A 556-nucleotide genomic window follows, 5' to 3' on the forward strand; every position below is an offset into this window, starting at 1 on the left:
GACCTGCTCAACTCGATCACCGCCAAGCGCGCGGCCGACCACGGCTTCGGCTACGGCGACATCGCGTCCCGCTTCGCCGGCCACGAGATCTGCTCGGGCGACGCGTGGCTGCACAGCGTGACCTTCCCGATCGGCGACTCCTACCACCCGAAGGCCGCCGGTCAGTCGGGTGGCTACCTGCCCGCCTTCAGCTCGGCCATCTGACCCACGGCCCGGCCGACCCCGGTCAGGCACACCCTCTCCCCGCCGGCCCGCACCCGGCGGGGAGAAGGCGTCCGACGGGCGGGCGTACGGCGGACCGGTGTGCGGGCGCATCGGTGTCCCAGAGGGCGCCAATCGGCCGTACGAGCGCGCCACGCTGGGAAAACGTCTGTCAACCTCCTTGACGCCACCGTGAATCCGAGGTGTGGGATGCATGGGTGACGGCAGGGGGAGGTAGGGTTACTCTGCCCGGGGCGGGTGCCTACGACGGGTGGGGAGTGTCATGGAGCAGATAGCAATGCGAAGCAGGCCACGAGTGCCTGCGATCAACTGTGGGAGCGGCGCGTCCAGTGCG

The 556-nt window shown here is 70.1% G+C and carries 1 pseudogene; it reads left to right on the forward strand.

The features are described 5' to 3' along the window. Positions 1-204 (forward strand): annotated as a pseudogene (locus KUM32_RS42490) (lipase); the annotation flags it as partial. Positions 205-556 lie beyond the last annotated feature (352 nt).

Source organism: Streptomyces sp. AC627_RSS907 (genome assembly GCF_019049165.1).